The organism is Flavobacterium urocaniciphilum (genome assembly GCF_900110615.1).
In the GTDB taxonomy this organism is placed as follows: Bacteria; Bacteroidota; Bacteroidia; order Flavobacteriales; family Flavobacteriaceae; genus Flavobacterium; species Flavobacterium urocaniciphilum.
Genome location: NZ_FOEI01000004.1, coordinates 171,877 through 196,216, shown reverse-complemented (window position 1 = coordinate 196,216; position 24,340 = coordinate 171,877). Strand labels below are relative to the sequence as shown.

20 protein-coding genes are annotated in these 24,340 nt (G+C 30.7%); 5 read left to right on the top strand and 15 right to left on the bottom strand.

The annotated features are described in order from the left end of the window. Position 1: 1 nt before the first annotated feature. From mreC to purH, 3 genes are all read right to left on the bottom strand, one after another. Positions 2-835, bottom strand: a complete 834-nt coding sequence (gene mreC / locus BMY86_RS09020; protein WP_091467919.1) for a rod shape-determining protein MreC — start codon at positions 833-835, stop codon at positions 2-4. Between the two features lie 10 nt (positions 836-845). Next, positions 846-1,874 (bottom strand): rod shape-determining protein, encoded by a 1,029-nt coding sequence (locus BMY86_RS09015; protein WP_091467916.1) that lies wholly within the window; start codon positions 1,872-1,874, stop codon positions 846-848. Between the two features lie 143 nt (positions 1,875-2,017). Continuing rightward, positions 2,018-3,544 carry a bifunctional phosphoribosylaminoimidazolecarboxamide formyltransferase/IMP cyclohydrolase gene (gene purH / locus BMY86_RS09010; RefSeq protein WP_091467913.1) on the bottom strand — a complete coding sequence of 509 codons (1,527 nt, stop codon included), beginning with the start codon at positions 3,542-3,544 and terminating at the stop codon, positions 2,018-2,020. 154 nt (positions 3,545-3,698) lie between these two features. On the opposite strand from purH, the gene BMY86_RS09005 reads away from it, so the two are divergent. Both BMY86_RS09005 and asnB read left to right on the top strand, forming a co-directional pair. After that, positions 3,699-4,949, top strand: coding sequence for an ABC transporter permease (locus BMY86_RS09005; protein WP_091467910.1), 1,251 nt, complete (start codon positions 3,699-3,701; stop codon positions 4,947-4,949). Between the two features lie 66 nt (positions 4,950-5,015). Then, positions 5,016-6,884, top strand: coding sequence for an asparagine synthase (glutamine-hydrolyzing) (asnB, locus tag BMY86_RS09000; protein WP_091467906.1), 1,869 nt, complete (start codon positions 5,016-5,018; stop codon positions 6,882-6,884). A gap of 37 nt (positions 6,885-6,921) precedes the next feature. On the opposite strand, the gene accD is transcribed toward asnB, so the two are convergent. From accD to tamL, 3 genes are all read right to left on the bottom strand, one after another. Further along, on the bottom strand, positions 6,922-7,776 hold the full coding sequence (gene accD / locus BMY86_RS08995) for an acetyl-CoA carboxylase, carboxyltransferase subunit beta (protein ID WP_091467903.1): 855 nt from the start codon (positions 7,774-7,776) through the stop codon (positions 6,922-6,924). Between the two features lie 64 nt (positions 7,777-7,840). Further along, complete coding sequence (fbaA, locus tag BMY86_RS08990; RefSeq protein ID WP_091467900.1) at positions 7,841-8,908, bottom strand: class II fructose-bisphosphate aldolase; 1,068 nt, start codon at positions 8,906-8,908, stop codon at positions 7,841-7,843. Between the two features lie 68 nt (positions 8,909-8,976). Then, entirely contained in the window at positions 8,977-11,550 is a 2,574-nt protein-coding gene (tamL, locus tag BMY86_RS08985; RefSeq protein ID WP_449404134.1) for a translocation and assembly module lipoprotein TamL, read from the bottom strand. 27 nt (positions 11,551-11,577) lie between these two features. Here tamL and BMY86_RS08980 point away from each other — a divergent pair, with 27 nt between their 5' ends. Continuing rightward, complete coding sequence (locus tag BMY86_RS08980) at positions 11,578-12,300, top strand: TrmH family RNA methyltransferase (RefSeq protein ID WP_091467896.1); 723 nt, start codon at positions 11,578-11,580, stop codon at positions 12,298-12,300. A 9-nt stretch (positions 12,301-12,309) separates the two neighbouring features. Here BMY86_RS08980 and porT read toward each other — a convergent pair whose 3' ends face one another. The 9 genes from porT to BMY86_RS08935 all read right to left on the bottom strand — a co-directional run bounded on the left by porT (position 12,310) and on the right by BMY86_RS08935 (position 20,219). Further along, positions 12,310-13,008: a type IX secretion/gliding motility protein PorT/SprT gene (gene porT / locus BMY86_RS08975; protein WP_245745633.1), complete on the bottom strand. Its 699-nt coding sequence runs from the start codon at positions 13,006-13,008 to the stop codon at positions 12,310-12,312. 2 nt (positions 13,009-13,010) lie between these two features. Further along, positions 13,011-13,742, bottom strand: a complete 732-nt coding sequence (gene ubiE, locus BMY86_RS08970) for a bifunctional demethylmenaquinone methyltransferase/2-methoxy-6-polyprenyl-1,4-benzoquinol methylase UbiE (RefSeq protein WP_091467892.1) — start codon at positions 13,740-13,742, stop codon at positions 13,011-13,013. 89 nt (positions 13,743-13,831) lie between these two features. After that, entirely contained in the window at positions 13,832-14,323 is a 492-nt protein-coding gene (locus BMY86_RS08965; RefSeq protein ID WP_091467888.1) for a dihydrofolate reductase, read from the bottom strand. 3 nt (positions 14,324-14,326) lie between these two features. Next, on the bottom strand, positions 14,327-15,280 hold the full coding sequence (locus BMY86_RS08960) for a hypothetical protein (RefSeq protein WP_091467883.1): 954 nt from the start codon (positions 15,278-15,280) through the stop codon (positions 14,327-14,329). A 74-nt stretch (positions 15,281-15,354) separates the two neighbouring features. Beyond that, complete coding sequence (locus BMY86_RS08955; protein ID WP_091467879.1) at positions 15,355-16,179, bottom strand: thymidylate synthase; 825 nt, start codon at positions 16,177-16,179, stop codon at positions 15,355-15,357. Positions 16,180-16,245: 66 nt separating this feature from the next. Continuing rightward, complete coding sequence (locus tag BMY86_RS08950; RefSeq protein ID WP_091467876.1) at positions 16,246-17,562, bottom strand: nucleoside permease; 1,317 nt, start codon at positions 17,560-17,562, stop codon at positions 16,246-16,248. A gap of 153 nt (positions 17,563-17,715) precedes the next feature. After that, on the bottom strand, positions 17,716-18,336 hold the full coding sequence (locus tag BMY86_RS08945; protein WP_091467872.1) for a bifunctional nuclease family protein: 621 nt from the start codon (positions 18,334-18,336) through the stop codon (positions 17,716-17,718). 124 nt (positions 18,337-18,460) lie between these two features. Then, on the bottom strand, positions 18,461-19,429 hold the full coding sequence (locus tag BMY86_RS08940; protein WP_091467870.1) for an electron transfer flavoprotein subunit alpha/FixB family protein: 969 nt from the start codon (positions 19,427-19,429) through the stop codon (positions 18,461-18,463). Positions 19,430-19,472: 43 nt separating this feature from the next. Then, positions 19,473-20,219, bottom strand: a complete 747-nt coding sequence (locus tag BMY86_RS08935) for an electron transfer flavoprotein subunit beta/FixA family protein (RefSeq protein WP_091467867.1) — start codon at positions 20,217-20,219, stop codon at positions 19,473-19,475. Between the two features lie 480 nt (positions 20,220-20,699). On the opposite strand from BMY86_RS08935, the gene BMY86_RS08930 reads away from it, so the two are divergent. Together BMY86_RS08930 and BMY86_RS08925 are read left to right on the top strand one after the other, a co-directional pair. Further along, positions 20,700-21,680: a pyruvate dehydrogenase complex E1 component subunit beta gene (locus BMY86_RS08930; protein WP_091467864.1), complete on the top strand. Its 981-nt coding sequence runs from the start codon at positions 20,700-20,702 to the stop codon at positions 21,678-21,680. Between the two features lie 65 nt (positions 21,681-21,745). Further along, positions 21,746-24,226, top strand: coding sequence for a DUF5686 family protein (locus BMY86_RS08925; RefSeq protein WP_091467862.1), 2,481 nt, complete (start codon positions 21,746-21,748; stop codon positions 24,224-24,226). The last annotated feature ends 114 nt before the right edge of the window (positions 24,227-24,340 follow it).

Genomic DNA, 24,340 nt, shown 5'->3' with positions numbered 1-24,340 from the left:
ATTATTTAGTTGGATCTTTTTCGGTTGCCGCTTCTAAAATTTCTTTTTCTCTTTTCTTTTTGTTTTCAATGATATACACATATCCTAAACTTGTCATGTCGTTAAATAAACGTACATTAATTACAAATTTATTAGTGGCTTTTTCAATGAAAATTCTATCTATTTTTCCAACAGGAATATTTTCAGGGAAAATATACGATTGTGCTCCAGTTACAATAGTGTCTCCTTTTTTAAGAGTAGCTAATTTTGGAACATCAATTAATTGTACATAACCTGCGTTTTTTCCATCCCAAGTTAAAGAACCAAAATGGTTAGAGTTTTTTATTTTACCGTTTAATGGGTTTTTGGTATGTAAAATACTAATTACAGTTGCGAAATTTTTCGTTGTTTTTTCTATAATTCCAACTACACCTTTATCGCTAATTACAGCCATATCTGTTTTTAATCCGGCTAATGAACCTCTATCAAGCGTTAAGAAATTTTCTTGTTTGCTGTAGGAGTTCTTAATGACTTTAGCTTGATGAACTTTAAAATCAGATAAAATATCTGGTACAACAATTTTGCCTTCTAAAATGGTGTCTTTTTTGTTGAATAAAATTTCTTTTAAACGAGCATTTTCTCTAGCTAAATCTTCATTCTTTTGTCTCAATCCAAAATACTCTTTTACACTATTAATTTGATTATAAGTGTATCCTGAAACCGCATTAGAAGAATTTATATACTGACTTCTATGGTAGGAATGAGACTTTATGGTAAGTGTTAATGAAATACCCAAAAGCAGCAAAAACAGCAATTTATAGCTGTTTTTTATAAGGAAATTTAGTATTTGCTGCATTCGTTATGTCTTATTTAATTAAGATGTTTTTGTACTTGTTGATATTTTTTAGTGCCATTCCAGTTCCTCTTACTACGGCTCTTAATGGATCTTCTGCGATATATACTGGTAAATCTGTTTTTAATGAAATACGCTTGTCTAAACCTCTTAACATCGAACCTCCACCTGCTAAATAAATACCTGTGTTATAAATATCAGCAGCTAATTCTGGTGGTGTTTGAGATAACGTTTCCATAATAGCATCTTCAATTCGTTGAATCGATTTGTCTAATGCTTTTGCGATTTCTCTGTACGATACATCAACTTGTTTTGGCTTACCTGTTAATAAGTCACGTCCTTGAACTGACATATCTTCTGGTGCGTTTTCTAAATCTTCAACAGCCGCACCAATTTGAATTTTAATTTTTTCAGCAGTTGTTTCTCCAACAAATAAATTGTGTTGCGTTCTCATATAGTAAATGATGTCATTTGTGAAAACGTCTCCTGCAATTTTAACTGATTTGTCGCAAACAATACCTGCTAATGCAATTACAGCAATTTCTGTTGTTCCACCACCGATATCAACAATCATGTTTCCTTTTGGTTGCATAATATCGATACCAATACCGATAGCAGCAGCCATTGGTTCGTGAATTAAGTAAACTTCTTTACCGTTTACACGTTCTGCAGATTCTTTTACGGCACGCATCTCTACTTCAGTAATTCCTGAAGGGATACAAATTACCATTCTTAAAGCAGGTGTAAATAATTTCTTTTTTAAAGCAGGTATGCTTTTGATAAACATACTGATCATTTTTTCAGAAGCATCAAAATCTGCAATAACTCCGTCTTTTAACGGACGAATTGTTTTAATATTTTCATGCGTTTTTCCTTGCATCATATTGGCTTCTTTACCAACGGCGATTATCTTGCCAGTGATTCTATCTCTAGCAACAATTGAAGGACTATCTATTACAACTTTATCGTTGTGAATTATAAGTGTATTTGCGGTACCAAGGTCGATTGCGATGTCCTCGGTCATGAAATCAAAAAATCCCATATTTATATCAAGGGTTTAGGTATTTTGTATAATTGTATTCAACTAGCAAAAGTATAAAATTTAATCGGAATTATTCAAAATAAAAACGCATTAAAAAATAATATTTTAATGCGTTTGAAAATATGGGTTTTGTAAGGCGATTTTTAATGTTTGAAATGACGTATTCCTGTAAATACCATTGCTACATTATTATCATTACAATAATTGATGCTTAATTCATCTTTTATAGAACCACCAGGTTGAATAACTGCAGTAATTCCAGCTTTGTTTGCAATTTCCACACAATCAGGGAAAGGGAAAAAGGCATCACTAGCCATAACCGCTCCTGTTAAATCAAAATCAAAAGACGTTGCTTTTTCAATTGCTTGTCTTAATGCGTCAACTCTTGAAGTTTGACCAGTTCCTGAAGCTAATAATTGACGATTTTTTGCAAATACAATAGTGTTTGATTTTGTGTGTTTACAAATTTTTGATGCAAATAATAAATCTTCAATTTCTTCTGCAGTTGGTGCAGTATTCGTTGCTGTTTTTAAAATGGCCGCAGAATCCGTGATATTATCTTTATCTTGAACTAAAATTCCGTTTAAACATGTACGAACGTTTTTAGCTGGTAACGCAACATCGTTAATTACTAAAATGATTCTGTTTTTCTTTTCTTCTAAAATATCAATTGCTTCTTTATCAAATGAAGGTGCAATTACTACTTCACAGAATAACTTGTTAATTTCTTCTGCAGTTGCAACGTCAATAGTTCCATTAGCAATTAAAACACCACCAAAAGCAGAAGTTGGATCTCCAGCTAAAGCATCTAAATATGCTTCTTTCATGGTAGCTCTAGTGGCTAATCCACAGGCGTTATTGTGTTTTAAAATTGCAAATGTTGGTTCGTTATTTTTAAATTCATTAATTAAATTTACAGCTGCATCAACATCTAATAAATTGTTATATGATAATTCTTTTCCGTGTAATTTTGTAAACATTTTGTCGAAATCCCCAAAGAAAAATCCTTTTTGATGTGGGTTTTCACCATAACGTAAAACTTGACCTTTTTCTTCACTAATTTTTAAATAAGTATCTTCTGTGTTGAAGTAATTAAAAATAGCAGTATCATAATTTGATGAAGTATGGAAGGCTTTTGTAGCTAATAATTTTCTTTGTTCAATTGAAGTGGAACCGTTGTTTTCTGTGTAGAAATTTAAGAAAGTACTATATTCGTCTACAGAAGCAACAATTACTGTGTCTTTAAAGTTTTTAGCAGCCGCTCTAATTAATGAAATTCCACCAATATCAATTTTTTCAATAATATCAGCTTCACTCGCTCCAGAAGCAACTGTTTTTTCAAATGGATATAAATCTACAATAACTAAATCGATTTGTGGAATATTGAATTCTGTCATTTGAGCCACATCGCTTTCATTTTCTTGACGATTTAAAATGCCACCAAAAATTTTAGGATGTAACGTTTTTACTCTTCCTCCAAGAATTTCAGGAAAATCTGTAATGTCTTCAACTGCTACTACAGGAATGTTTAAGTTTTTAATGAAAACTTCTGTTCCACCTGTTGAATAAATAGTAACGTTGTTTTGATGAAGTGCTTTTACAATTGGTTCTAAACCAGTTTTGTCAAATACAGAAATTAATGCCGATTTGATTTGTTTTGAATGATTCATTATGTAGTTGTTTGTTTTGAAGTGCAAAAGTACATATTTGATTAAGAAAATGCAATTATTTGAAATTCAAAATTTAAGTATTTCTAGTTCGTTGAAAATTAGAATTTGTAACAAAATAGTTAATTTGGCTACAAATGAATAGAATTTTGATTTTATGCTTTTATATATACGTTTATTAAAAGAAAGTTTTGCTTTTGCAATTAATGCTTTGCGAAATAATAAATTACGAACTGTTTTGTCTTTACTTGGTGTAACAGTAGGTATTTTTTCCATTATTGCTGTTCTTGCTGCGGTAGATTCTCTAAAAAGAAATATTGTAGATAGTTTAGATGGTATGGATAAAAATACAATTTATTTATTCAAATATTCTTTCGGACCAACTGAAGTTGAACAATGGAAAAGAGACCAATTTCCGCATGTTAAATATGATGAATTTCAATATTTAAAGAAAAATATGGATAATGTTGGTAAAATTTCATTTAACTTTTTTACTAGAAATCAAAGTATAAAATACGACGACAATACAGTTAATTCTATTCGTGTTAAACCATCAACAGAAGAATTTTTTGAAATTGAGCCTTTTAAAGTCGAAAAAGGAAGATTATTTAATGAAGTGGAGTCGTATTCTGGAACTCCAGTAATCGTTTTAGGATATGATGTGGCGGAAGGCTTGTTTAAAGGTAATGAGCCATTAGGAAAACAAATTCGTTTATACGGACAACGTTATACTGTAATTGGAGTTTTGAAAAAAATGGGTCAAAATACGTTTGGAGATTCAAATGATGTAGCAGTTTTTCTTCCGGTAAATAATATTAGAAAATTATACGGAGACAATAGTGCTATTTTTACGCCTGCAATTTTGGTTAAACCAGAAGAAGGTACAGATATTGAAGAGTTTAAAGCTGAATTAACCAATAAATTAAGAACGTATAGAGGATTAAAACCAGATGAAATTAATAATTTCTTTGTGAATATTTTATCTGGATTTACCGATTTCATTGACGATATTATGGGGCAATTAAATATTGTTGGATGGTTAATTAGTGGGTTTTCACTTTTGGTTGGTGGTTTCGGAATTGCCAATATTATGTTCGTTTCGGTAAAAGAAAGAACGAATTTAATTGGAATTCAAAAAGCTTTAGGAGCCAAAAATAAATTCATCTTATTCCAATTTTTATTTGAAGCAGTAATTTTAGCGATGATTGGTGGATTAATTGGTATTTTATTAGTTTGGATTATTGCTCAAATTTTATCGAGTAGTTTAGATTTCAAATTCGTTTTAAGTTTAAATAATATCATTTTAGGTTCAAGTTTGTCAATTGTAATTGGATTGTTATCAGGAATCTTACCTGCTATTTCAGCTTCCAAATTAGATCCTGTTGAAGCAATAAGAACGGGTATGTAAAATGTAAGATTTTTGTTGCGTAGAATTAATTTTGTGTTATTTTTGTGTTTCAAATATCGAAATTGAATGTGCGGAATTTCCGGATTTATAAACAAAAACTTATCAAATAACAAAAAGCAAGCTTTAATTACAGGTTTGCGTGAACTTCAATTTCATAGAGGTCCTGATTATACGGGAGAATGGAATAAGAACTCTTTTGCGCATTTTTTTCATCAAAGATTATCATTAATTGACGGAAATAGCCGTTCCAATCAGCCCTTTTTTAATGACGATTTTGTTTTGTGTTTTAATGGTGAAATTTATAATTATCTTGCCTTAAAACAATATTTACCATCAGTTAATTTTGTTACGACTTCAGATACTGAAGTGCTTTTTCAATATTTAATTCATCACGGAATTGAAAAAACACTTAGAGACATTCAAGGAATGTTTGCTTTTTCTTTTTATGATGTTAGAAAAAAAGAACTTTATTTAGTTAGGGATCGATTCGGTATTAAACCTTTGTTTTATGTAAACAATTCTGAAATTTTTGCATTTGCTTCAGAATCTCGAACGTTAGCAAAATCTTTAAAGATAAAACCAGATAGTTATAAAACTATTATGTCTTTAAACAGTACATTAGAAGGGAGTTCTTCTTATTCATTATTTAATGATATTGTAAAAGTTAAAGCAGGAACGGTTGTAAAAATTGATCAAAATTTAGAAATTTCAGAATCTTATTATTATAAACTTTCCGATCAAGTAGATGCAAAATACCATCAAGAGCTTGCTAAGAAACCAAAAGCAGAAATTGTAAAAGAATTTGATACGTTGTTGTCAAAATCTGTTGAAGAAATGTTAGTTTCTGATTTTCCTATGGGTTCTTTTGTAAGTGGTGGGATTGATTCTTCTGTTTTAACAGCCATTTCTAAAAAATTTCAACCTAATATCGAATTATTTACGGCAGATATTGTTGGTAAACATTCGGAATATAACGATTCGTTAGCATTAGCTAATCATTTGGGGTTGAATTTGAAAAAAACGGAATTTCAGCCAGAAGACTTTTTAAAATATTGGCTTACGGCAACAGAATATAATGCTGGACCAATTGTTTATTTTACAAATGGTGTTCCTATTTCAAGAGTGGCTAATTTAGCCAGAGAAAATAATGTAAAAGCAGTAATTTGTGGTGAAGGTTCAGATGAATTGTTTTTAGGGTATTCTAAATTAATGGCAGCGCGTTATAAAAAAGCGTTGTTGTTTCCACATGAAATCTTAAAGAAAATCTATAAAATTTATCCAGCATTAAATAGTTATTTATTTCCTTCTGATTCTTCAAATTTAGATAGTTTTAATGTTCGATTAGCGAATGCTTATAAGAGTGAAATGCTTTATGAAAAAGGAGCCGATTTATACTCTTTTGTGTCGAAAAAAGAACAAAAGTATTATTTGGATTCTTTTGAAATGATGCAAAAACATTTGCAGGCATTATTGTATAGAAACGATAGAATGGGAATGATTTCTTCTATTGAAGTTCGTTTCCCATTTTTACATGAAGATGTAGTAAAATTTGGTTTGAATTTACCTTTAGAATATAAAACACGTTGGACAACGCAATTGCATAATAAAAAACATCCTTTTATTACTGATAAATGGATTGTAAGAGAAATATCTAAGAAGTATTTGCCAGAAAGTTTGGTTGCAAAAAAGAAAAACGGATTGCCAATTGATGGTTTAAATGGAGTTCAAATTTCAAAAGAATTTTTCAAAAATGGATATGTAGCCAATATTCTACAATTAGATGATACAACTTTAGATTACATGATGCGAAAAGAAAATCCGTATTTTATTGGTAAATTAGCTTCAGTAGAATTATTTGGATTATTGTATGATTATGAATTATCCAACAGTGAAATTCAACAAAAAATTGACAAGTATTGTACAATGAAAAAATAAAAAAAATCCTAACTTTTAAAAGTTAGGATTTTTTGTTTTATCGAATATCTTGATTTAAGATTAAGTCAATGTATAAATTTATCTTATCTTTTAATTCTTTTCTGTGTGAAATAAAATCTAAGAATCCATGATCTAATAAGAATTCAGATGTTTGGAAACCTTCTGGTAAATCTTTTCCTGTAGTATCTTTTACAACACGTGGTCCAGCAAATCCGATTAATGCTCCTGGTTCAGCGATATTAATATCACCTAACATAGCATAAGAAGCAGTTGTTCCTCCTGTTGTTGGATCAGTACATAAAGAAATATAAGGTAATTGTGCTTCTGCTAATTGCGCTAATTTTGCAGATGTTTTTGCTAACTGCATTAACGATTGTGCAGCTTCCATCATACGCGCACCACCCGATTTTGAGATCATTACAAATGGTAATTTCTTTTTAATAGCATAATCAATACCTCTTGCAATTTTTTCACCAACTACAGCACCCATAGAACCGCCGATAAAAGCAAAATCCATACAACAAATTACGATGTCATTTCCTTTAGATTTTCCTACTGCAGTTCTAACAGCATCTTTTAGTTTAGTTTTTTCAGTAACTTCTTTTAAACGATCACTGTATTTTTTTGTATCTACGAATTTCAATGAATCCACAGAAGTAATGTTAGCATCTAATTCAGTAAATTCATTATTATCGAATAAAATTTCAAAATATTCTTTACTACCAATTCTTACATGATAATCGTCTTCTGGGCTTACCCATAAATTTCTTTCTAACTCATCAGAATCTACAATTTTACCTGTTGGAGATTTGTACCATAATCCTTTTGGTACATCTTTTTTATCTTCAGTAGCAGTTGTAATTCCTTTTTCTTTTCTTTTAAACCAAGCCATAATTTTAATGGATAATGAATAATTGACCTTGAATTATTATTCGTTGTCAATTATCAATTGTTAATTATAATGTATTTACGTTATTTAAATCGGCAAATGCCTGTTCTAATCTTTTGTTGAATGTTAATTCGCCTTCACGAACCCATTTTCTTGGATCGTAATGTTTTTTGTTTGGACTATCAGCGCCGTCTGGACTACCAATTTGTGTTTTTAAATAATCAATTTTTGAAGTTACGTAATCTCTTACACCTTCAGTAAAAGCAAATTGTAAATCGGTATCGATATTCATTTTAATAACTCCGTAAGAAATTGCTTCTCTAATTTCTTCTAATGTAGAACCTGATCCACCATGGAAAACAAAGTCAACCGGATTTGGTCCTGTGTTGAATTTATTTTGAACATATTCTTGAGAATTTTTCAAGATAATTGGTGTTAATTTTACATTTCCTGGTTTGTATACACCATGAACATTTCCGAAAGCAGCTGCAATAGTAAAACGTGGACTAATTTTCATTAATTCTTCGTAAGCATAGGCAACTTCTTCTGGTTGAGTATATAGTTTTGAGCTATCAACATCTGTATTGTCTACACCATCTTCTTCACCACCTGTAATACCTAATTCAATTTCTAAAGTCATATCCATTTTACTCATACGCTCAAGATATTTTTTACATAACTCGATGTTTTCGTGTAATGGCTCTTCAGATAAATCAATCATGTGAGAAGAATATAATGGTTTTCCAGTTTCAGCAAAATGTTTTTCTGAAGCATCTAATAAACCATCAATCCATGGTAATAAATTTTTAGCACAGTGGTCTGTGTGTAAAATAACTGTTGCTCCATAAGCTTCAGCTAAAGTATGAATATGTTTTGCGCCAGCAATACCACCTAAAATAGCAGCTTGTTCTCCAGCGTTAGATAAACCTTTTCCAGCATTAAATTGTGCGCCACCATTTGAAAATTGAATAATAACAGGCGCGTTTAGTTTTGCTGCAGTTTCTAAAACTCCATTTACAGTACTGCTTCCTGTTACGTTTACTGCAGGTAAAGCAAATCCTTTTTCTTTTGCGTAATTAAAAATTTCTTGAACCTGATCTCCTGTTGCAACTCCTGGTTTGATATTATGACTCATAGTAGCTTAATTGTTTATATTTTAATTGTGTTGATTCTGAATGTACAAAAGTAATAATTTTATTAATTCTAAAAAGGATAATTTATACCGATATTAAAAACGGTATTAGAAAATCCAAATCCATTAGCATTAATCCATCTTTGAGAATATTCTTTAGCAGGATTATAGGTTTTTAATCCTAAATCGCCACGAACTACAAAGAAACCGAAATCGTATCGTAATCCGAAACCTGTTCCAACTGCTATATCTCTTAACGATTTAAAGCCATTAAAAGTTAATTTTTCATCTTCAACGTTGTCTAAAGTGTTCCAAATATTTCCAGCATCGGCAAATAAAGCACCGTTTAAACTTTTAAAAATATTAAAACGATATTCTAAATTGGTTGATAGTTTTAAATTCGCTTCATTAAAATCATTGATACTTTTGCTAGAGCCTGGTCCTAATGAATAAGCTTGCCAACCTCTATTATCGTTACTTCCGCCAGCAAAATAACTTCGCGAAAACGGTATAGAATTAGAATTTCCATATGGAATGGCAATTCCTCCAAAAAATCTAAAAGCTAGTGAACTTTTCTTGTGAATGTGTAAATGCTTTATGTATTCAAATTCTGTTTTGATGTATTGTGCATATTCCACTCCAAATAATGTTCGTTTGTTATTATCACTAAATGGTTCGTTTTTTTGTTTGGCAACCATGTCGATAATATTACCAGCGCTTTCTACTTTTGCTTTTATGTTGTAAAATTCAATATCATTAATATCTCTTTTTGTGCTAAGATTATAAGAGAAACTCGAAGACAAAATTAAGTTGTTTTCTATCAGTCTTTTTCTTCTTTCTCCAATGGTATTGATGGTTTTAAAGTCTTCTTCGTTTGAAACCGGAATGCCTCCATTTACTACCTGATTGATATATTCTACAGCACCGCCTGGCAGATTTAAATTTCCATTGTCGTCAAAAAATTCATTGGAAGATGGTGGGTAAATTTGTGCCAATTCATTTAAGGTGTCATACGAATATTTATATACTCTGAAATAATTATTGATATTTAAATTTCGAACAAATTGTAGATTGAATAAGTCAAATCGAAATTTTTTGGTTTCATCTTTATTTAATCCCCAATCATAATAAAAACTACTGTTATAATTTTCTTTATCTAGTCCGATATTAGTTTGTTTAGAAAGTCCTAACAGGAAAGTAGTGGTTGGGAATGTTTCTTTTTTTATTAAACGTTTCGTGTTAATCGGAAAGAAAATTCTTGGAAATGTAAGTTTAATATCAGCTCCGTATTCCAAAATATTAAAAAAGGCATTCGTATTATTTTTAATACTTGGATCTTTCGATGTTCCTAAATTTCCTCTGGTGGAAATGTCTAAAATTTCAGCGCCTTTAAAAATATTTCTAAAGGAAACTCCCATAAATCCTGAAACACCAAATTGTTGAATGTTGGAATGTGAAAGATCGAAATTTACATTGAAATTATATTTTTTCAACGGAGTTAATACGATGTTAGCAATTAAGCCATTTCCGCTAGCATCTTCTACATATTGTATTCTTGGAAATGAAAATATTTTTAAATTAGATAGCGAACGTGTCGTTAATGTTTTATCATGATCGCTAAATAATTTTCCTTCCTCAATAAAAATAGAATTTACTAGGGCTTTTGGACGGTATTTTAATTTTCCTGAACTGTAGAAATTGAAATTTTTATAAGAAGTACTATCAATTCCAACTGTTTTTTCTTTTACTTGCTTGTCTGTAAAAATATTAACTTTCGTAATTTTATAAATCTTGAAAGGTTCAGTATAGGTTGAATCTCCATTTTTTACAATTCTGTTACCAATATTGTAAGTGAAATTTAACTTATTCTTTTGCTTTTTAATAGTATCAATATCTGGAATTTTTATGTAGTTTTCTTGAAAATGATATAATCCTCTGTTTCTGAATTCTGTAGAAATTCGCTTTTTTTCTTCGTCCCAATTATTTTTATTATAGGCTTCACCCGTTTTAATTAATGATTTGTTAGAAATTTCAACAAATAATGAGTCGGCAATCGGACTGTCAATTTTTCTGAAAATACTATCAATAATATACGGTTTACCTGTTGTAATTGTATAGGTTACTTTTGCTTTACGTTTCTTTAAAGAATCAACTTTCGACGTAATTTTTGTATCGAAAAATCCTCTGTTAAAATGATAAACATATAATCGTATTTTTGATTTACTTATTTTTGAAGTGTCTAAAACGGCAGGAGCTTCTCCAATTCTTTTGAAGAAATTACTATATCCCGATACAAAAAACGATTTCCCTAAACGATTCACTTGCTTTTTAGAATACAAGTTGGTCATTCTTTCTATTCTTTTTGGATTTTTTTGCAACCAAGCTGTATATGAAGAATCCGCATTTTTTTTACTAAGATTATATAATTGTAAACGCGGTTTGAAACCTAAAAATTTACTATTAGGTTTTTGATAGAGTTGAATTTCTAATTCCTCAATGTTAGAAGGCTTATCGTTTACGATAATTTTATTCTCATGAAGAAGCATTTGTTTCTTTTGGATTTTTCTTACTTCAGAACATGAGTAAAAAAATATTCCTAAAAGAAAAAATAATACTATTTTTGATGTGAAATTCCTCAAACGCATAAATTTTATTCAAAAATACAATTTTTTATGGTTAGCAAAAACCAAATTAAACTAATAAATAGTTTACAGCAAAAAAAGTACCGAAAATTACATAATCTTTTCATAGCAGAAGGAAAAAAAGTAATACAAGAACTTATTGATGCTAAATTTAATTTGGAACATTTATTTGTGACGAAAGAAAATTTATTTGATACTAAACACCAACCGGTTTTAATTGCTGATGCCGATTTAAAAAAAATTACTGCGTTAACAGCAGCAAATGATTGTTTGGCAGTTTTCAAAACTAAAGAAATTACTTTTAAGGAAAGTTCAGGATTAGAATTGGCTTTAGATGATATAAAAGATCCTGGAAATATGGGTACAATCATTCGCTTATGCGATTGGTTTGGTATTTCGAGAATTGTTTGTACAGAAGAATCAGTAGATATCTATAATCCTAAAGTAGTACAAGCGACTATGGGAAGTTTAGCTAGAGTAGAAGTAGTGTACACCGATTTGACTTCCTATATAAAAAATGCCAATACTGAGGTTTTTGGGACTTTTATGGAAGGTGAAAATATCTATAAACAAACATTGCCAACAAGTGGGATTATTGTAATGGGAAATGAAGCTAACGGGATTTCTCGAGATATTGAAAAGCTAGTAACACAAAAAATCAGTATACCGCGTTTTGGAACGTTACAACAAACGGAAAGTTTAAATGTAGCTACAGCAACTGCAATAATTTTATCTGAATTTAAGCGTAATTAATTTGCTTAATTAATGGAATGTAAAGTTGATGAAAACAGCTCTCGTTTTCATGGATTCTACATTGCCAGTCCAAGGTGAGTTTGGATCATTATCACGAATTAATTCATCATTTAATCCGAAAACACCACGAATTGATGGTGAGAATTTAAAATATTCAAGATACAAATCTACTCCAAAACCAATTTCAAAGTTTTGTGTCCAAGTTCTTACTCTAAAGCGATTCGAGTAATTGTCATCTGGCGCTTTTGCGTTACTTCCTAAATTTAAAGTAGACGAAACACCACCAACTAAAAAAGGTCTAATGTTTCCTGTTCGTAATGAAGAATATTTTAATAAAAGAGGAAAATGTAAGTTCGCTGCTTTTACTTCTCGTAATCTGTCTACACTATCTTCTATGTTTGGGAAAATTAAATTTCTTTGAGTAGCATAAAAACCAGGTTCGAAACGCAAATCGAAATATTCGTTTAATCTTAAATTTCCAACTAAACCAACGTTAAATCCAGTTGTTTTATTTACTTCAACGTCTTGTCCAACGGTTAAATAGTCGAATTTATATCCGTAACTACTAAATCCAAGAAAATAACCCCAATGTACACGTTGTTTATCGAAATTTTCCTGTTGGATGATTGGATCTTTGCCAAACATTCCGCCCTGACTCCAAGCGTTTAGAGAAAATAAAAGTATTAAAATGCTGTATCTGAAATTCATTTTTATTTTTTTGATGCTGTATAAATTGTTGCAACTCCCATTGTTTGAGGCAAGTGCTTTACATCTATAAACCCAATTTTGCGTAAAATATTGTTTAAAACTTCTCCAAAAGGGAAATTTTGTGCAGAATTTGATAGATAAGAATACGCTTTTTTATCCTTAGAAAATAATTTACCAATGGTTGGCATGATGAAATTTGTATACACATAATACCCTTGTTTAAAAGGGAATTTTGTAGGAACAGAAGTTTCTAAAATGATAAAAAGTCCGTTAGGCTTTAATACGCGTAAAATTTCAGAAAGTCCTTGTTCTAAATTTTCAAAATTACGCACACCATACGCAACGGTAATTACATCGAAATAATTATCTGAGTAAGGAATTTTTTCGCCATCGCCTAAAACCATTTGAATTTTTGATTCTAAATTTTTAGCTGCGATTTTTTTCTTACCCATATCAAGCATGCCTTGAGATATGTCTAAACCAATAATTTCAGTAGCTGAAGTTTCAGCAAATGAAATGGCTAAATCACCTGTTCCTGTAGCAATATCTAAAATAGAAGAAGGGTTTTTAGATTTTACCATTTGCAAAATCTTCTTTTTCCATTTTGCATCAGTTCCTAAAGAAATTATTTTATTTAATCCGTCGTAATTTTCTGAAATAGTATCAAACATTTGAGCGACTTGCTCTTTTTTTCCTGTTTCAGAATTTTGGTATGGTTTTATCGTTTCAGACATGATTTTTTATTTGTGATACAAAAGTAATGATAAAAATTCCAATTTTTTAAATTCCAAATTCCAAATAATTGGATTTTGGAATTTTATGATTAGGAATTTACTTTTTTATAGGTTAAAAAAGTAAAGTCGAAATTGTGTTTTTCATCTTTTGCGTGAAATTCTTCAAAAACTAATTCCCATTTTGTGGTGTCAATTTCTGGAAAAAAAGTATCGGCTTCCACAGTTGTATGAACTCGAGTTAAATCAATTTTATCAACCAAATCTATTGATTGTTTATAAATTTGTCCGCCGCCAATTACAAAAACTTCTTCGTCTTTAGGGCAAATATTTATAGCTTCTTGTAAATCGGAAACTACGATACAACCTTCAGGAACTTCATAGTCTTTTTGTCTTGTGATAATAACATGTGTTCTGTTTGGCAATGGTTTTGGAAAACTTTCAAATGTTTTTCTTCCCATAATGATATAATGACCAGATGTTAAACTTTTAAAGCGTTTAAAATCATCGGGTAAATGCCAAACTAATTGGTTGTCTTTTCCTAGAGCGTTATTTTCTGAAGCTGCGGCGATTATTGTAAGCATTTATTAATAAGTTATTTCAATAATTATTGGTAAGTTTTTATGAGATTTTACTTCAATACCATTTGATATTTCAGAATTCCATTTGTCTTGTTTGTTAAATATATTTTTTAAATCAACTTCAAAATCAATATTTAAGTTTTTGGAGCTTTTCATTTTAATGTCATTTAAAGATCCGTCCTCATAAACTGAAAATTGAATATTAAATCTATATTGTCCAGGTTCTATCTTGTGTCTATATAAGATTTTTGATAAATCAGATGAAATTTCTTCTCTAAATCTATCCATTCCTTTTTTTGGTAACGAGGGTTCGTTATTTTTGAATTTTCTTTTTGAATTCTCAGAGTGAATAATTGTGCCTTCTATTAGTTCGTTATTTTTAAATAGATATTCATATTTTGGATAACTTTCATTTGTAGAAGTCCAAATACCATTCATTAGTCCGGTTTTTATTTCTCCTTTTATTGGAATTTGATTGTTATGTACAATTTCATAACTTCCGTTGAAGTTAATAACAGTTTGTTTTCCATTATTATCCCAAAAGTTTTTTATTATTGAAACATCTTTTCCGTTTAGACTTATAAATTCACCTTCGAGTTTTAATTTTTCATTATCGTAAAACTCTGAATATTCACCAATTAGTTTGTTGTTTGTGTAATTGTAAATTGCTTTAATTTTATTGTCCTTAATAATTTTACAAAAACCATTTAGGATAAAATTATTTTTATCGTTTACTTGATAAATAGCTTCAAGAATATCTTCAGAATTTATTTTAATGAATTTTTCAACATCATATTTTTCTTTTTCTTCAGAATAGTTTTTAATGATGTATTTATGAAGATAATTAGAATTATCAGTTAAATTTAAAAGAGAATCTCTGTAAATAATTTTGTCGTTTGAGTTTTGTCCAAACGAAAGTATACTTATAAATATTAGAGTAATTAAAGTGATTTTTTTCATGCTTATTATAAAATGTCACGCAGATTAAAAGATTTTTTTGAAAATTAATCTTTGTAATCTGCGTGTTGTATTTTTTAAATCGAAACCGCTCCTTTAATGTGCGGATGTGGATCGTAATCTTCTAAAGTGAAATCATCAAAAGTGAAATCGAAAATGTTTTTCACTTCTGGATTGATAATCATTTTAGGTAATTTTCTTGGCTCTCTGCTCAATTGTAAATTAACTTGTTCGATATGATTGTTGTAAATGTGAGCGTCACCAAAAGTGTGAATGAATTCACCAGCTTCGAATCCACAAACTTGCGCCACCATCATGGTAAATAAAGCATAAGAAGCAATGTTAAAGGGAACACCTAAAAAGATATCGGCACTTCTTTGATATAATTGACACGATAATTTTCCGTCAGCTACATAAAATTGAAAAAAGGCATGACACGGAGGTAAGGCTGCTTTTCCATTCGCTACATTTTCTGCAAAAGAAACGGAAGTATCAGGTAAAACCGATGGATTCCAAGCCGAAATTAACATTCTACGACTATTTGGATTGGTTTTTAATGTTTCAATTAATTCAGTAATTTGATCAATTTCTTCACTGTTCCAATTTCTCCATTGATGACCATAAACTGGACCTAAATCGCCATTTTCATCTGCCCATTCGTCCCATATTTTTACGCCATTTTCTTTTAAATAAGCAATGTTAGTTTCCCCTTTTAAAAACCATAATAATTCATGGATGATCGATTTTAAGTGTAGTTTTTTGGTAGTTACCATTGGAAAACCTTCACTTAAATCAAAACGCATTTGATAACCAAAAACACTAATAGTTCCCGTTCCTGTTCGGTCGCCTTTTTGGTTTCCGTTCTCTAATACATGTTTTACTAAGTCGTGATATTGTTTCATATGTTGGATGTTAGATGTTTGCTGTTAGATGTTTCTAAATTCTAACTTCAGATTTCTAAATTGTATTTAATGATTAAATGATTCTACGTCTTTTGGATCGTGTTTATGTTTAAATAATATGGCAAATGCAATTGTTATAATTAAAGCATAAATGGCAAAAGTTAGCCAAATGTTATGCCAGTCTTTTCCTTTTTCTGTTGTAAAATAAGTGTCGATTAAGAATCCACTTCCTAAACTTCCTAAAATTGCTCCAAATCCATTGGTCATCATCATGAATAATCCTTGCGCTGAAGATCGAATTTTTGAATCAGTTGTAGTTTCTACGAATAAAGAACCAGAAATATTAAAGAAATCGAAGGCTAATCCGTAAACGATATTCGACATGATAATCATCCATAAACTTCCAATTGGATCTCCGTAAGCAAAGAATCCAAAACGAATTACCCAAGCAACTAAACTGAAAAGCATTACTTTTTTGATTCCAAATCTTCTTAAAAAGAAAGGTATAGCTAAAATAAATATCGTTTCAGAAATTTGAGAGATTGATAAGACAATATTAGCCGATTTTACTACAAATGTATTAGCGTATTCAGGAACATTTTTAAAATCGTGAATATACGTTTCGCCATACATATTAGTTAATTGTAAGGCAGCTCCTAAAAACATACTAAAAACAAAAAACATGGCCATTTTAGATTGCTTGAATAATTTAAAAGCATCTAAACCGAAAATTTGTGATAAAGATTTGTTAGTTCTTTCGTCTTTTGTAGGTTCAATTTTAGGTAACGTGAATGAGAATATTCCTAAAATAATAGCAAAGAAAGACGCAATATAAAATTGATTACATTCAACTGGCATTCCAGTTATAGAAGCAATTGATTTTCCTATTCCAATTCCAAAACTAAATGGAGGATTTACATTACTAAATAAGTTAGTACACCACATGGCAACAATAAATCCGATAGTACCAAATACTCTAATAGGTGGGTAATCTTTAATAACATTAAAGTTGTATTTTTTTAAAATAGCGTATGATAGCGAGTTAGATAATGATAATGTTGGCATGTAACACATCATTCCAATAAGAAGGACCCAGAAAAAAGTTGATGGACTGTCAATTATGGGTAAAAAAAGTAAAATTAAACCATATAAAATATGATGAATTCCGTAAAGTTTTTCAAGATTTAAATATTTATCAGCTATAATACCTGAAATTGGAGGCATTATAATTGAACCTAAACCTAATGTTGAAAACACAATTCCAAATTCGGCTCCAGACCATTGTTTAAATCCGAATCCATAACTAGCAAGAGTAGTAAGCCAAGCACCCCAAACAAATAATTGTAAAAAACTTACAATTGTCAATTTTAATTTAATATTCATATGTAAACATTTATTGTTTTTCAATGGTCATATGGTATCGCCTTTTTTAGATGTTTGCAAGCAAACGATTTTATTTCTGGCGATTTCATAATCTGAATAAATTTTAGTTAGTCAAGTTGGTTTTAGTTGTGTTTGTTTGTTTTGTGTAGTAGTTTAGCTTTCTTTTTTGTCTATTTCGTCGCGAATTTTCGCTGCTTTTTCGTAGTCTTCATTCTGAACGGCTTCTTCAAGCATGTTATATAATTCTTCTAGAGAATGTCTTGAAAAACCAGCTGCAGAATCATCACTAGAACCAAATGTTTCTGGTTCTGATAAAATATCGTCGTTGTCTGTGTTTTCTGGATTTCCTTCAGATGGGTTTAAGTTTAAAAACACACCTGCTTTGTCTAAAATATTTTTATAGGTAAAAATTGGAGCGTCAAAACGCAATGCTAATGCAATGGCATCAGATGTTCTGGCATCAATTATTTCTTCGTTATTATCTCTTTCGCAAATAATACTTGAGTAAAAAACACCATCCACCAATTTATGTATAATTACTTGTTTTACAACAATTTCAAATCGGTCTGCAAAGGTTTTAAATAAATCGTGTGTTAAAGGTCTTGGAGGTTTTATTTCTTTTTCAAGAGCTATTGCAATAGATTGAGCTTCGAAAGCGCCAATAACAATTGGTAATTTTCGTTCACCGTCCACTTCATTCAAAATCAAAGCATAAGCTCCATTCTGTGTTTGGCTATAAGATATTCCTTTAATGGTTAATTTTACTAAACTCATTTATATTTAAACTTTCTTCAAATGTACTAAAATATATCTTTTTTAAAATAATAAAGGCTATCTAAATGTAGCTATTTCTAACTTTATTTAGATAGCCTTTTTGAGAGGCACAATATATAAAAAATTATGCGTTTGCCGCTTTAAATGCTTTTAATTTTTCAATCAATTTTGGAACTACATCAAAAGCATCGCCAACAACACCATAATCGGCTACTTTAAAGAAAGGAGCTTCAGCGTCACTGTTAATAACTACTTTTACTTTTGAAGAGTTGATACCTGCAATATGTTGAATAGCACCAGAAATACCAACTGCAATATATAAGTTTGCAGCTACAGGTTTTCCAGTTTGTCCAACGTGCTCGCTGTGAGGTCTCCATCCGATATCAGATACTGGTTTAGAACAAGCAGTAGCAGCGCCTAAAATAGAAGCTAATTCTTCAATCATTCCCCAGTTTTCTGGACCTTTCATTCCTCTTCCTGCAGAAACAACAATCTCTGCATCAGCAATCGTTACTTTTCCAGTAGTTTTTTCTGAATTGGTAACTTTTACTCCGAAATCTGCATCAGATAAAGCTGGAGCGAAATCTTCTTCAGTTAATGAAGTTGCATTTTCAATTAATCCAAATGAGTTTTTAGAAATTCCTAATACTTTTACATCTGTAGTAATTTCTGTTATGTTGAATGCTTTGTTAGAAAAAGCATTTCTTTTTACTTGGAAAGGAGCAGTGCTTACTGGTAATTCAATTACGTTTGAAGCGAAACCTGCGTTTAAGTTTACGGCTACTAATGGAGCAATGTGTAAACTATCTGTAGTTGATTCTAAAATTACCACTTTTGCACCTTCTTTTTCTGCAGCTTGTTTGATTACGTCTGCATAAGCTTTAGCGCTAAAAGTGTTTAATTTGTCGTTAGAAACTTTTAATACTTTGCTAACACCATAATTTGCTAATGCTGCATTTTCAGATGCATTAATCGTTACAGCTGTAACAGTAGTTCCTAATGAATCGGCAACTTTTTTTGCATAAGAAGCAATTTCAAAAGCTGCTTTTTTAAATTTTCCTTCGTTTGATTCTGTATATATTAAAACTGACATATCTTTTTATTTACGATTTATGATTTACGAATGCGATTGTAAATTAGATTACTTTCGCTTCGTTGTGTAATAAACTGATTAACTCATCTAAATTATCTGCATTAACTAATTTTACAGCAGATTTAGCAGCTGGTTTCTCAAATTTTACAGAAGATGTAGCATTTGCATCACCAGTTGGTTCTACTAAATTCAACGCTTTAGTACGAGCAGTCATAATTCCTCTCATGTTCGGAATTCTTAAATCTTTTTCTTCTACTAATCCTTTTTTACCTGCAACAATTAAAGGTAAGCTTGCAGTAGCTGTTTCTTTACCACCATCAATTTCTCTAATAGTAGTTGCTTCATTTCCTGAAACTTCTAAACCGATACAAGCGTTTACGAAATTATAACCTAATAAACCAGCTAACATTCCTGGAACCATACCGCCGTTATAATCGATAGATTCAGTACCAGCAATAATTAAATCGTATCCACCTTCTTTAACAACATTTGCTAATTGTTTTGCAACAAATAAACCGTCAGTTGGGTTTGCGTTAATTCTGATTGCTTCGTCAGCACCAATAGCTAATGCTTTTCTTAACGTTGCTTCAGCGTCAGTTCCACCAACATTAACAACTGTTACTTGAGCACCAGTTTGTTCTTTTAAAACGATCGCTCTAGTTAAACCGAATTCATCATTTGGGTTAATAACGTATTGTACTCCATTAGTATCAAATTCTGTATCGTTATTAACGAAATTAATTTTTGAAGTAGTATCAGGCACGTGGCTGATGCAAACTAATATTTTCATTATTATTAAAGTTTTTTATTGAGGTTACGAAAGTACAAAAAAATGTTTTCAAAATACTATGCATGCATAATAAATTTATCATTTTTTTGAATTTTTGTCATTTTATTACTTAAAATGCATTGGTTTGTGTATAAATTAGATAGGATGAATCCTGAGTTTTAAGGGTAATAAAATGTTTTATAGTTAATACCGAATTAAATATTTATCCCGAACCGATAGCGCGGATTGCAATCCCCGCTATCGAGTTTTTGAAATCTCCAAGTCTTTTTTAGCCCCGATAGCAGCAAACTACCGTGTAGTGCGAATAGCGGGAAAGTGAGTGAATTGAAAAACAAAACGTATGCTTCAAATAATAAATTAGAGTCATAAAAACTGAGAATTTGTTATAAAATTAAGTTGCTTTGAAAAAAAATGAGGATTAGTGATGGTACTCATTAAAATTTATTATTTTTGCCTTTCACTAAATATACAACATATTAAATGAGAACAATACAGTTTAGAGAAGCAATTGCTGAAGCGATGAGTGAAGAAATGCGCAGAGATGAATCTGTGTATTTAATGGGTGAAGAAGTTGCGGAATATAATGGAGCCTACAAAGCTTCAAAAGGAATGTTAGATGAATTTGGTCCGAAAAGAGTTATCGATACTCCAATTGCAGAGCTTGGTTTTGCTGGTATTGCAGTAGGTTCGGCTATGAACGGAAACAGACCAATTGTAGAATACATGACGTTCAATTTCTGTTTAGTAGGAATTGACCAAATTATTAATAACGCAGCAAAAATGCGTCAAATGTCGGCTGGACAATTTCCAATGCCGATGGTATTTAGAGGTCCAACTGCTTCTGCAGGACAATTAGGTGCTACACACTCTCAAGCTTTCGAAAACTGGTTTGCTAATACTCCAGGTTTAAAAGTAGTAGTTCCATCAACTCCTTATGATGCTAAAGGATTATTAAAAGCGGCTATTCGTGATAACGATCCAGTTATTTTCATGGAATCAGAACAAATGTATGGTGATAAAGGTGAAGTGCCAGATGGAGAATACATTTTGCCATTAGGAGTTGCTGATATTAAACGTGAAGGTACTGATGTAACAATCGTGTCTTTTGGAAAAATTATTAAAGAAGCACATGCTGCAGCTGATGCATTAGCTCAAGAAGGTATTTCTTGTGAAATTATCGACTTAAGAACGGTTCGTCCGATGGATTATGATGCGATTATTAATTCAGTTAAGAAAACAAATAGATTAGTAGTTTTAGAAGAGGCTTGGCCATTTGCTTCTGTTGCTTCAGAAATTACCTATATGGTGCAAGAGCGTGCTTTCGATTATTTAGATGCACCAGTACAACGTATCACAACTGCTGATACTCCAGCGCCTTATTCACCAACTTTATTACAAGAATGGTTACCAAACAGTAACGATGTAATTAAAGCAGTTAAAAAGGTGCTTTATAAAAACTAGAATTAAAAAAATATTTTATATTTGAATCCCGATTATTTCGGGATTTTTTTTTAAACCCATATGAGATGAAAAACTTATTTGCCTTTTTATTACTAGTTTCTTCTTTTGCCTTTTCGCAAACAAAAGTTAGTGGTGTTGTGTTAGATCAAGATAATAATCCTGTTTCTTATGCTACGGTTGCCTTTAAATATTCTGCTGAAGGTGTTTTGGCTGATGAAAATGGGAAGTTTTATTTAGAATCTAAAAAAACCTATACTACTTTGGTGGTTACTTTTATGGGTTATAAAAATAAGGAGGTTCAACTTTCTGGTGAACATAATTATGATTTGAAAATTATTTTAGAAAGTGATAATCAAATTGCTGAGGTAAAAATATATGGAGGTAAAACTTCTAAAAAGAATAATCCAGCCATTGATATTCTCCGTAAAATATGGGAAAGAAAGAAGAAAAATGGTTTGCACATGTTTGATCATTATCAATATGATAAATATGAAAAAATTGAATTTGATGTCAATTCTATTGATAGTGCTTTTATGAAAAGTAAAGTATTTAAAGGTATTGATTTTATCTTTAAACATGTTGATACTTCTGCTGTTACAGGTAAAAACTTCTTGCCAATTTTTATCAATGAAACCATGAGTAAAACTTATGGGGATAATGTTAAAAAAAGAACGAAAGATGTTTTAACGGCTAATAAATATTCGGGTTTCGGAAATGCAAATAACGATGGTGTTAATGCGTTTTTAAAGGATTTGTATGCTGATTACGATATTTATAATAATTACTTAAAATTCTTCGATAAAGATTTCGTAAGCCCTCTATCTAGAACAGGAATTCAAGTGTATAATTATGTTTTAGCAGATAGTGCCTTTGTAGATAAAAAGTGGTGTTATAACATTGTGTATTATCCAAGAAGAAAAAACGAACTGACTTTTAAAGGAGATTTTTGGGTTAATGATTCTACTTGGGCCATTAAAAAAATAAATTTAACGGCTAGTAGAAGTGCTAATATTAACTGGGTTCGTGATATTTATATTGAACAAGATTTTGATGTTTTAAATGATTCTGTTTTCTTGTTGAAACGTGATCATATGATGACCGATTTTGCCTTAACGAAAAAAGAAGGTTCAAACGGAATGTACGGAAAACGTACCACGATGTTTAAAAATCATGAGTTCAATCAACCAAAAGATGATAAATTTTACCGTGAAGAAGTAAATACTTTTGATAAAGAAGTGTTTACCAAATCCGATGAATATTGGGAAGAAAATCGATTCGAAACTTTAAATTCTAACGAAAGAGGTATTTATGAAATGCTCGATACGTTAAAAACAGTTCCAAAAATTAAACGAATCTATAATTTAGTTTCAATTTTAGGAAGTGGTTATATTCAAGTCGGAAAATTTGATATTGGTCCGATTTTCTCTACTTTCGGATATAATGATGTTGAAGGGCAACGTATTCGTTTTGGTGGTAGAACGTATTTCGGTCCAAATGATTACTGGAGAATTCAAGGGTATACAGCGTACGGATTTAAAGACGATAAAGTAAAATACGGAATCAATGCGAAATACATGTTGGATAAGAAAAACCGATTTATTGTTTCGTTAGGAAATCGAAGAGATGTTGAGCAAATTGGAGTGAGTTTAACGACTTCAAACGATGTTTTAGGTAGGAGTTTTGCTTCATCTTCGTTTTTCTCAAGTGGAACGAATAATAAATTAACGAATGTAAATCTAACGAATTTAGGATTTGAAATTGAGCCGGTTAAAAATTTAGTATTTGAAAGTAATTTTACCTACAGAACACTTTCATCGGCTTCGCCTGAATTTAATTTGGATTATTATACGGATGATACACATACAACCACTTCCAATAATATTACACAATCGGAAGTGAATTTTGTTGTTAATTATACGCCAAAACGAAAAATGGTGGGTTATGGTGTAGATCGAATTGAAGTCGATTTAAATTATCCTAGAATTTTTGTGAGTTATTCTCAAGGTTTAAAAGGAGTGTTGGATAGCGATTTTAACTATTCTAAATTACAATTTTATTATCGTCAACCATTATTGATTGGTGGATTTGGAAGGTTGTTTTCTACTTTAGAAGTAGGTAAAACGTTCGGAACCGTTCCGTTATCGTTAATGGGTATTATTCCTGGAAACCAATCGTATTTCATTATCGACAATACGTACAACTTATTAAATTATTACGATTTCGTAGCCGATCAATATACATCCTTACATTTAGAACATAATTTTAACGGTAAATTATTTGCTAGAGTGCCAATGTTACGTAAGTTAAATTGGAGAGAAATTGTGGGAATTAAAGCAGTTTATGGTTCGGTTTCAGATCAAAATATTGCCATAAATGCATCGGGACAAAATTATGTAGCGCCTGTAGATGGTTATTATGAATACCATGCAGGAATTGGAAATATTTTCAAAGTAATGCGTGTAGATGCAGCTTGGAGAGGAAGTTACTTAAACATGCCAGATGCGCGTAAATTTACGGTGAGAGTAGGATTTGGATTCTATTTTTAAGGAGCATAACGTATTCGCTTTATAACAACTAAACAACGCGTTTTTTGCTATATCTTTTTATTTTGTTGCCTTCGACACTTCGATAAGCTCAGTGTAACAACTCAGGCAACAAAA

What these genes read in the sequence shown, in the direction of transcription:
- BMY86_RS08960 (WP_091467883.1), bottom strand. Translation starts at nt 15,280, where the DNA reads ATGAAAAAAATCACTTTAATTACTCTAATATTTATAAGTATACTTTCG.
- asnB (WP_091467906.1), top strand. Translation starts at nt 5,016, where the DNA reads ATGTGCGGAATTTCCGGATTTATAAACAAAAACTTATCAAATAACAAA.
- BMY86_RS09005 (WP_091467910.1), top strand. Translation starts at nt 3,699, where the DNA reads ATGCTTTTATATATACGTTTATTAAAAGAAAGTTTTGCTTTTGCAATT.
- BMY86_RS08955 (WP_091467879.1), bottom strand. Translation starts at nt 16,179, where the DNA reads ATGAAACAATATCACGACTTAGTAAAACATGTATTAGAGAACGGAAAC.
- BMY86_RS08930 (WP_091467864.1), top strand. Translation starts at nt 20,700, where the DNA reads ATGAGAACAATACAGTTTAGAGAAGCAATTGCTGAAGCGATGAGTGAA.
- fbaA (WP_091467900.1), bottom strand. Translation starts at nt 8,908, where the DNA reads ATGAGTCATAATATCAAACCAGGAGTTGCAACAGGAGATCAGGTTCAA.
- porT (WP_245745633.1), bottom strand. Translation starts at nt 13,008, where the DNA reads ATGAATTTCAGATACAGCATTTTAATACTTTTATTTTCTCTAAACGCT.
- ubiE (WP_091467892.1), bottom strand. Translation starts at nt 13,742, where the DNA reads ATGTCTGAAACGATAAAACCATACCAAAATTCTGAAACAGGAAAAAAA.
- accD (WP_091467903.1), bottom strand. Translation starts at nt 7,776, where the DNA reads ATGGCTTGGTTTAAAAGAAAAGAAAAAGGAATTACAACTGCTACTGAA.
- BMY86_RS08950 (WP_091467876.1), bottom strand. Translation starts at nt 17,562, where the DNA reads ATGAATATTAAATTAAAATTGACAATTGTAAGTTTTTTACAATTATTT.
- BMY86_RS08935 (WP_091467867.1), bottom strand. Translation starts at nt 20,219, where the DNA reads ATGAAAATATTAGTTTGCATCAGCCACGTGCCTGATACTACTTCAAAA.
- BMY86_RS08980 (WP_091467896.1), top strand. Translation starts at nt 11,578, where the DNA reads ATGGTTAGCAAAAACCAAATTAAACTAATAAATAGTTTACAGCAAAAA.
- BMY86_RS08965 (WP_091467888.1), bottom strand. Translation starts at nt 14,323, where the DNA reads ATGCTTACAATAATCGCCGCAGCTTCAGAAAATAACGCTCTAGGAAAA.
- BMY86_RS09015 (WP_091467916.1), bottom strand. Translation starts at nt 1,874, where the DNA reads ATGGGATTTTTTGATTTCATGACCGAGGACATCGCAATCGACCTTGGT.
- purH (WP_091467913.1), bottom strand. Translation starts at nt 3,544, where the DNA reads ATGAATCATTCAAAACAAATCAAATCGGCATTAATTTCTGTATTTGAC.
- tamL (WP_449404134.1), bottom strand. Translation starts at nt 11,550, where the DNA reads ATGCGTTTGAGGAATTTCACATCAAAAATAGTATTATTTTTTCTTTTA.
- BMY86_RS08925 (WP_091467862.1), top strand. Translation starts at nt 21,746, where the DNA reads ATGAAAAACTTATTTGCCTTTTTATTACTAGTTTCTTCTTTTGCCTTT.
- BMY86_RS08940 (WP_091467870.1), bottom strand. Translation starts at nt 19,429, where the DNA reads ATGTCAGTTTTAATATATACAGAATCAAACGAAGGAAAATTTAAAAAA.
- BMY86_RS08945 (WP_091467872.1), bottom strand. Translation starts at nt 18,336, where the DNA reads ATGAGTTTAGTAAAATTAACCATTAAAGGAATATCTTATAGCCAAACA.
- mreC (WP_091467919.1), bottom strand. Translation starts at nt 835, where the DNA reads ATGCAGCAAATACTAAATTTCCTTATAAAAAACAGCTATAAATTGCTG.